Source organism: Micromonospora deserti (assembly GCF_003236335.1).
GTDB classification, from domain to species: Bacteria; Actinomycetota; Actinomycetes; order Mycobacteriales; family Micromonosporaceae; genus Micromonospora; species Micromonospora deserti.
In genome coordinates this window covers 1-7,205 of record NZ_POUB01000291.1, presented here as the reverse complement: position 1 = coordinate 7,205, position 7,205 = coordinate 1, and the positions used below count along the sequence as shown (strand labels likewise).

At 72.9% G+C, this 7,205-nt stretch carries 7 protein-coding genes; all 7 read left to right on the top strand.

All coding sequences use genetic code 11. From position 1 onward, the window contains the following. The first annotated feature begins 65 nt into the window (after positions 1-65). A complete protein-coding gene (locus tag C1I99_RS27200; RefSeq protein ID WP_111137063.1) occupies positions 66-836 on the top strand; it encodes an MlaE family ABC transporter permease in 771 nt (256 codons plus the stop codon). A 1-nt stretch (position 837) separates the two neighbouring features. Then, positions 838-1,641: an MlaE family ABC transporter permease gene (locus tag C1I99_RS27195; protein ID WP_111137062.1), complete on the top strand. Its 804-nt coding sequence runs from the start codon at positions 838-840 to the stop codon at positions 1,639-1,641. 2 nt (positions 1,642-1,643) lie between these two features. Next, on the top strand, positions 1,644-2,924 hold the full coding sequence (locus tag C1I99_RS27190; protein ID WP_111137061.1) for an MCE family protein: 1,281 nt from the start codon (positions 1,644-1,646) through the stop codon (positions 2,922-2,924). Then, complete coding sequence (locus C1I99_RS27185) at positions 2,921-3,952, top strand: MCE family protein (protein WP_233512743.1); 1,032 nt, start codon at positions 2,921-2,923, stop codon at positions 3,950-3,952. The genes C1I99_RS27190 and C1I99_RS27185 overlap by 4 nt, the downstream gene beginning before the upstream one ends. Continuing rightward, on the top strand, positions 3,949-4,932 hold the full coding sequence (locus C1I99_RS27180) for an MCE family protein (protein WP_111137060.1): 984 nt from the start codon (positions 3,949-3,951) through the stop codon (positions 4,930-4,932). Before C1I99_RS27185 ends, C1I99_RS27180 begins: the two co-directional genes overlap by 4 nt. After that, positions 4,932-6,182: an MCE family protein gene (locus tag C1I99_RS27175; RefSeq protein WP_233512742.1), complete on the top strand. Its 1,251-nt coding sequence runs from the start codon at positions 4,932-4,934 to the stop codon at positions 6,180-6,182. Before C1I99_RS27180 ends, C1I99_RS27175 begins: the two co-directional genes overlap by 1 nt. Beyond that, positions 6,179-7,205 (top strand): MCE family protein (locus tag C1I99_RS27170; RefSeq protein ID WP_233512741.1); only part of this gene is annotated, 1,027 nt, incomplete at its 3' end. The genes C1I99_RS27175 and C1I99_RS27170, both read left to right, overlap by 4 nt.

Genomic DNA, 7,205 nt, shown 5'->3' with positions numbered 1-7,205 from the left:
CCTGCACCGGCCGCCGAACGCCCCACCGAGGAGCTTCCGGTACGGCCCCGCCGAGGGGACTCCGAATGAAAGCCGCCACGGGCACCCTCCGGGAAGCGGGGCACTTCTTCGCGTTCTGCCTCGACACCCTGCGCGGGCTCGGGCGGCGGCCGGTGCAGGTCCGCGAGTTCGTCCAGCAGGCGTGGTTCATCAGCTCGGTGTCGATCCTGCCGGCCGCGCTGGTGGCGATCCCGTTCGGCGCGGTCATCGCGTTGCAGCTCGGCTCACTGGTACGGCAGCTCGGCGCGCAGTCGTTCACCGGGGCCGCGTCGGTGCTCGCCGTGGTCCGCGAGGCCGGGCCGATCGTCACCGCACTGATCATCGCCGGCGCGGGCGGCTCGGCGATCTGCGCGGATCTCGGATCCCGCAAGATCCGCGAGGAACTGGACGCGATGCGGGTGCTCGGCATCGACCCGATCCAGCGGCTCGTGGTGCCCCGGGTGCTCGCCTCGATGCTGGTCGCGGTCCTGCTCAACGGTCTGGTCAGCGTCGTCGGGGTCACCGGCGGCTACCTGTTCAACGTGGTCATGCAGGGCGGCACCCCCGGGGCGTACCTGGCCAGCTTCCAGGCCCTGGGGCAGCTGCCCGACCTGGTGGTCGGTGAGGTCAAGGCGCTGCTGTTCGGCGCCGCAGCCGCGCTGGTCGCCTCTTACAAGGGGATGACCGCCCGGGGCGGCCCGAAGGGCGTCGGCGACGCGGTCAACCAGAGCGTGGTGATCACGTTCATGCTGCTGTTCGCGCTGAACTTCGTCGTCACCGCCGTGTACTTCCAGGTCGTACCGCAGAAGGGGACGTGACGTGCCGGTGCTGCGACAACTCGACGACCTCGGCGGACAGCTCGCGTTCTATCTGCGGGCGTTCGCCTGGGCGCCACGCACGCTCCACCGCTACCGGCGCGAGGTGGTGCGGCTGCTGGCCGAGGTCAGCTTCGGCACCGGTGCCCTCGCGGTGGTCGGCGGCACCGTCGGCGTCATCTGCTTCCTGACCTTCTTCACCGGCACCGAGGTCGGCCTGCAGGGCTACCAGGCGCTCAACCAGATCGGCAGCAGCGCGTTCACCGGCTTCATCTCGGCGTACTTCAACACCCGGGAGATCTCGCCGCTGGTGGCCGCGCTGGCGCTGTCGGCCACCGTCGGCTGCGGGTTCACCGCGCAGCTCGGCGCGATGCGCATCTCCGAGGAGGTGGACGCCCTGGAGGTGATGGCCGTGCCGTCGCTGCCGTTCCTGGTCACCACCCGGATGATCGCCGGGTTCATCGCGGTGATCCCGCTGTACGTGATCGGCCTGCTCTCCAGCTACCTGGCCACCCGCACCATCGCCGTCGTCTACTTCGGCCAGTCGGCCGGCACCTACGACTACTACTTCCACCTGTTCCTGCCGCCCGGCGACGTCCTGTGGTCGTTCGGCAAGGTGCTGGTCTTCAGCCTGATCGTGATGCTCGTGCACTGCTACTACGGCTACACGGCCAGCGGCGGGCCCGCCGGCGTCGGCATCGCGGTCGGGCGGGCCGTCCGGCTGGCCATCGTGGCCGTCAACATCGTCGACTTCTTCCTGTCGCTGGCCATCTGGGGCGCGACCACCACCGTCCGGATCGCGGGGTGACCATGAAACATCGCATCCTCGGCGTCGTCTTCATCGTCGTGCTCGCCGCGGCGCTGACCGCCTCCGTACTGCAGTACCACCAGGTGTTCACCCCGGTCGCCTGGGTCACCCTGCACGCCGACCGCGCCGGGCTGCAGCTCAGCGACGGCGCCGACGTCAAGGTACGCGGCGTGCGCGTCGGCGACGTGCGCTCGGTGCGCAGCGACGGGGGCGGGGCCATCCTCCGGCTCGCCATCGACCCGGCGTCGACCGCGCGGATCCCCGCCGACGCGACCGCCCGGCTGCTGCCCAAGACGCTCTTCGGCGAGCGCTACGTCGAACTCGTCCCGCCGCCGGCCAGCACCGCCGGGCCGATCCGCGACGGCGCCGTCATCACCCAGGACCGCAGCCGCACGGCCGTGGAGCTGGAACGGGTCCTCGACGAGGCGCTGCCCCTGCTGCAGGCCATCCGCCCCGACCAGCTGGCCACCACCCTGGGCGCCCTGGCGACCACCCTGGAGGGCCGGGGTGACCAGCTCGGCGCGAACCTGGCCGCGCTCGACGCGTATCTCAAGCAACTCAACCCGGCGATGCCGGCGATCGCCGAGGACATCCGCATGCTGGCAATAGTGCTGGACAGCTACGACGCGGCGCTGCCCGACCTGCTGGCGCTGCTGCGCGACGTCACGGTGACCGCCCGCACCGTCGCCGACCAGCGCACCCAACTGGCGGCGTTCCTCGCCGCGACCACCGGAGCGGCCGACGTCACCCGGGGTTTCCTCGACCGGCACGGCGACCAGCTCATCCGGCTGGGCGCGGTGAGCCGACCGGTGCTCGAACTGCTCGCCGCCTACGCCCCCGAGTACCCGTGCCTGATGAGCGGCCTGGTCGCCCTGCAACCCCGGGTGGAGGAGGTGTTCGCCGGCGGCCGGATGCACATCACCCTGGAGGTCACCCGCGACGGCGGCAAGTACGAGCGGGGCCGCGACGAGCCGGTCTACGGTGCCGACGACGGGCCGAACTGCCACGGCCTGCCCCGGCCCGCCCCACCGGCCCCGGAGGTGCCGGTGAACGACGGCTACGACTACTCAGGCGAGCGGCACCGCCCGCAGCTGCCCGTCGGCGTGCCGGCCGCGCCCGCCGGCGCCTCCCCGGAGATGGGTCGGGCCGCCACCGGTGAGGAACGTGCCCTCGTCAAACCCCTCGTGGGTGCCCTCACCGGCACCCCGCCAGCGGAGGTGCCCGATATCGCGGTCCTGCTGTGGGGGCCGCTGCTGCGCGGCGCGGTGGTGCACGCGCGATGAGCCAGAAGACGATCGCGCCGCTGGTCAAGCTGGCCATCTTCGCCGCCGTGACACTGCTGCTGACCGGGCTGCTCGCGCAGACCCTCGGCGCGTTCCCGGCCGGCGGCGTCACCTACCGGGCCCGGTTCACCGACGTCACCGGGCTGCTGCCCGGCGACGACGTGCGCATCGCCGGGGTGCGGGTCGGCCGGGTCAGCCACATCCGGGTGGTCGACGACACCGTCGCCGAGGTGGCCTTCACCGTCCGCGACGAGGTACCCCTGGCCACCAGCGTCCGCGCCAAGATCCGCTACCGGAACCTCGTCGGCCAGCGCTACCTGGCGCTGAGCGAGGGGCCGGGGGACCGGCGCCCGCTGCGGCCGGACGGGCTCATCCCGGTCGGCCAGACCACCCCGGCGCTGGACCTGACCGTGCTGTTCAACGGATTCCGGCCGCTGTTCACCGCACTCAACCCGGACGACGTCAACAAGCTCGCCTACGAGATCATCCAGGTGCTCCAGGGCGAGGGCGGCACGGTCAGCAGCCTGCTGAGCCGCACCGCGTCGCTGACCAACACCCTCGCCGACCGCGACGCCGTCATCGGCCGGGTGATCACCAACCTCAACGACGTCCTGGGGACCCTGGCCACCCGAGACCGTGAGCTCGACCGGACGATCCAGCAGCTGCAGGAGTTCGTCTCCGGGCTGGCCGCCGACCGGAAGGCCATCGGCGAGGCGCTGGTCAACATCGGCGACCTCACGGCCGCGACCTCGTCACTGCTGGCGGAGGTGCGGCCGCCACTGGCCGCGGACGTGCGGGCCCTGGACCAGCTCGCCGGCACCCTCGACCGCAACTCGGCCGTCATCGACGGCACCCTCGGCCGGCTACCGCAGCGGTACGAGGCGCTGACCCGGGTCGCCTCCTACGGGTCCTGGTTCAACTTCTACCTCTGCGACTTCGACGGCCAGGTGGCGGCCGCCGGCCAGACGCTCAACCCCGTGACGTTCAGCGCACCGGCCGCCCGGTGCGCCGGCGGAGGCAGCCGATGAAACCGTTCAGCGAACGCAACCCCGTGGTCACCGGCGCCGTCGGGCTGACCGTGATCGTCGCCGTGCTGCTCGGTGCCTTCCAGCTCGACCGGCTCGCGGGGCTGACCGGCCGCGCGTACCAGGCGGCCTTCCGCGACGCCAGCGGCCTGACCGTCGGCAACGAGGTGCGGGTCGCCGGCGTACGGGTCGGCAAGGTGACCGCCGTGGAACTCGCCCGCGACAGCGGCACGTACGTGCGGGTCCGCTTCCGGGTCGACGACGACGGCGTACGCCTCGGCGACCAGACCGGCGCGACCATCCGGATCAGGACCGTGCTCGGCCAGAAGTACCTCGCCCTGACCCCCGCCGGCGGGGGACGGCTGCCCGAGGGCGGGCAGATCCCGCTGGAGCGCACCGCCGCCCCGTTCGACGTGATGCAGGCGGTCACCGGGCTCGCCGACACCCTCGACACGATCGACACCGAACAGCTGGCCACCGCCTTCGCCACCCTGTCCGAGACGTTCGCCGACACCCCGGCCAGCGTCGGCTCCGCACTGGACGGGCTGTCCCGGCTGTCCCGGACCGTCGCCGAGCGCGACGCCGAACTGCGGTCCCTGCTGGCCCGGGCCCGGGAGGTCACCGACGTTCTCGCCACCCGCGACGAGGAGTTCCGCAGGCTGGTCACCGACGGCGAGGCGCTGCTGGCCGAGGTGAGCCGCCGTCGGGACGCCATCCACAAGCTGCTCGTCGGCACCAGCGACCTCTCCACCCAGCTGTCCGGCCTGGTCGCCGACAACCGCACCACGCTCACCCCGGCCCTGACCAAGCTGCGTGAGGTGATCGCCGTGTTGCAACGCAACCGAGACAACCTGGAGCTGACCATCGAACGGATGGCGCCGTTCGTGACCGCGTTCGCCAACGTGGTCGGCAACGGCCGGTGGTTCGACTCGTACGTGCACGGGATGGTGCAGCCGTTCCAGCCCACGACGGGAGGACGATGATGCCCGGCCAGATCCTGCGATGGCGGCGCCCGGTCGCCGCCGCGACCGTCCTGCTGACCGCCGTTGCCGCCGCCGTGGTGGTCTTCCGCCCCGAGACTCCGCAACGGCAGCTGGTCGCCCACTTCACCCGCGCCGTCGGGGTGCACCCCGGATCCGACGTGCGGGTGCTCGGCGTCCGCGTCGGCGAGGTGACCGCCGTGACCCCGCAGGGCGCCACCGTGCGGGTCACCATGCGCTACGACCCGGAGGTGAGCGTGCCCGCCGACGCGCAGGCGCTGATCGTCCCGCCCAGCGTGGTCAGCGACCGGTACGTGCAGCTGACCCCCGCGTACGGCGGGGGGCCGGCGCTGGCCGACGGAGCGGAGATCCCGGTCGCCCGGACCGCCGCTCCGATGGAGATCGACGACATCTACCGGGCGTTGGACGAGTTCAACCGCGCGCTCGGGCCGCAGGGGGCCAACGCCGACGGCGCCCTGTCCGACCTGGTCGCCACTGGGCGCGCCAACCTCGAAGGCAACGGCGACAACCTGCGCGATGCCCTCGACGGGTTGTCCCGGGCGCTCGCCCCCCTCGCCGACGGCCGGCAGGACCTGTTCGGCTCGGTCGCCAACCTGCAACGGTTCACCACCGCCCTGGCCCGCAGCGACCAGCAGGTCCGGGCGTTCAACCAGCAATTGGCCGACGTGGCGCAGCAGCTCGCCGGCGAAGGCGACGAACTGACCGCCGCGCTGCGCAACCTCTCGGTCGCCCTGGCCGACGTCACCGCGTTCGTGCGCCAGAACCGCGAGGTGCTCACCGCCGACGTGGCGGCGCTGGCCGACATCACCGGGGTGCTGGTCCGCCAGCAGCAGGCGGTCATCGACATCCTCGACGTCGCGCCGCTGACCGTCAGCAACCTCGCCCTGTCCTACAACCCCCGTTCCGGCACGCTCGACACCCGAAACAACGCGACCGGCCCGTACGACCCCGCCGGGTTCGTCTGCTCCCTGATGGTGGACGAGCTGCCGGCGGCGCGGGTGCCCGAGAAGTGCCGTGCGCTCGCGCAGACCCTGCACTCGCGCGGCCTGCCGATGACCGACCAGCTGCGTAAGCTGCTCAAGCTGCCGCCCGGCGCCCCGGCGACCGGTACGGTCCCACCGGGCGCCTCCCCTCCCAGGGCGCCCGGAGTGCCGGTCCCCGATCCGGCGCTGGGCGGCCCCGACATCACCCACGACCTCACCCTCGGCGGCATCCTGCGGGGGCCGGCGTGATCGCCCGGATGCGCCGGCTGGCGGCCGGCGTCCTGGTCGCGGCGCTGCTGCCCGCCGGGTGCGGCCTGCCGGAGGTGACCGACCTGCCACTGCCCGGCGGCGAGCCGGCCGGCGCCGGGTACACGGTCACCGTCGAGTTCAGCGACGTGCTCGACCTGGTGCCGCAGGCCGCCGTCAAGGTCGACGACGTGACCGTGGGCAGCGTCGAGAAGATCTCCCTGGCCGGCTGGACGGCGCGGGTGACCCTGCGCATCGACCGCGAGGTCCGCCTGCCGGCCAACGCCACCGCCGCCGTGCGGCAGAGCAGCCTGCTCGGCGAGAAGTACGTGACGGTGGCCGCACCGCCCACCGAACCGGCGCGCGGCCGGCTCGCCGACGGTGACGTCATCCCGCTGGTCCGCACCAGCCGCGGGGCGGAGGTCGAGGAGGTGCTCGCCGCCCTCGGGCTGCTGCTCAACGGCGGCGGACTGGCGCAGCTGCGCATCATCAACCAGGAACTGGCGGCGGCACTGGACGGCCGCGAGCCCGCGGTCCGCGACGCGCTGCGCCAGCTCGACACCTTCATCGGCGGGCTGGAGCGGCAGAAGACCGACATCGTCCGGGCCGTCGAGGCGCTCGACCGGCTCACCGGCCGGCTGGCCCGGCAACGGCAGGTGGTCGGCGACGCCGTCGACTCCCTCGCCCCCGGGATGACCGTGCTGGCCCGCCAGCGCGCCCAGCTGACCAGCGCGCTGACCGCGCTCGGTGAGCTCGGCCGGGTCGGCACCCGCGTCGTGGAGCGCAGCCGCGACGACACCCTGGCCAGCGTACGGGCGCTGCAACCGATCCTGGAGCAGCTGGTCCGCGCCGGCGACGACCTGCCGAAGTCCCTGGACTTCATGCTGTCCTTCCCGTTCCCGCCCAACGTGACCGGGGCGATCGTCGGCGACTTCGTCAACCTCGCCGTCACCGCCGACCTCGACGCCGCCGGCATCCTGGCCAACCTGGTCGCCGCGGCGCCCGCACCGTCCGCCGCAGCCCGCC